Source organism: Stenotrophomonas sp. P5_B8 (genome assembly GCF_054049855.1).
This window is the reverse complement of record NZ_JBFULO010000792.1, coordinates 1-818: the sequence shown is the minus strand read 5'-3', so window position 1 is coordinate 818 and position 818 is coordinate 1. Positions and strand designations below refer to the sequence as shown.

The 818-nt window shown below is 60.9% G+C and carries 1 protein-coding gene; it reads right to left on the bottom strand.

What is annotated here, in order from left to right; all coding sequences use genetic code 11:
• Positions 1-608, bottom strand: a 608-nt coding sequence (locus ACXJKH_RS21495; protein WP_457322421.1) for a tyrosine-type recombinase/integrase, incomplete at its 3' end; no start/stop codon positions are given.
• Between the last annotated feature and the right edge of the window lie 210 nt (positions 609-818).

The window sequence follows — 818 nt, the reverse complement described above, 5'->3', positions numbered from 1 at the left end:
GTCATAGTGATGTCTGCATGACCCAAGAGCTCGCGCACAGTGTTCAGGTCTACCCCTGCCCGCACCAAGCGCGATGCAAAGTGATGCCGGAGGTCATGGAACCGGAACTGTTCGATGCGGGCGTCAGTGATCAGCTTGCCCCACCCTTTTTTGATGTCGCTCACCTCGAATACCTTGCCCGCGCGTCGCTCGCCCGCTTGACTGGCCCAACGCTGCAGGACTTCCATGGCTTCGACGTTCAGAGGGATGTGACGCTGCCTGCCGGACTTGGCGTTCTCCGCCTGGATGGTGAGCATCTTTGCTTCCCAGTTGATGTCGGCCCATGTCATCGACAGCAGCTCACCCCGTCTCATACCGGTGTTCATGGCTGTAAGAACCACGGGCGTTAGGTGATCGACATACCCGTCCATCGGCAAATCAGGCAGAACCGCTTGCCGGTACTTACGTCGGGCCGCATTAGCGTTCGCCCTGCCCTCAACCCCGGCTAGATCGCGCGCTGCGAGCGCGGCCCGGAGCATCGTTTCTTCGTCCGGGGACAGGAACCGAACCACCTTGCGGCTAGCCGCTGATCGCTGACGCATGCCCATGAGGGGATTGGTCTCGATCAACTTCCACTCCACAGCCCGCGAAAGCGCTGACCTCAGGCAAGCAAAGTCGCGCGCTGCGGTGGCCTTAGTGACAGCATCGGGTCCAGTAACGCGCGCGCGCCACCATCGCTCCATCGTCGGCACATCAATCTCAATGATCTGACGGCGTAGCAGCCATGGGAACACTGATCGGATGCGATCCGGGTACTGACGACCACCCTTGAGCTCGGC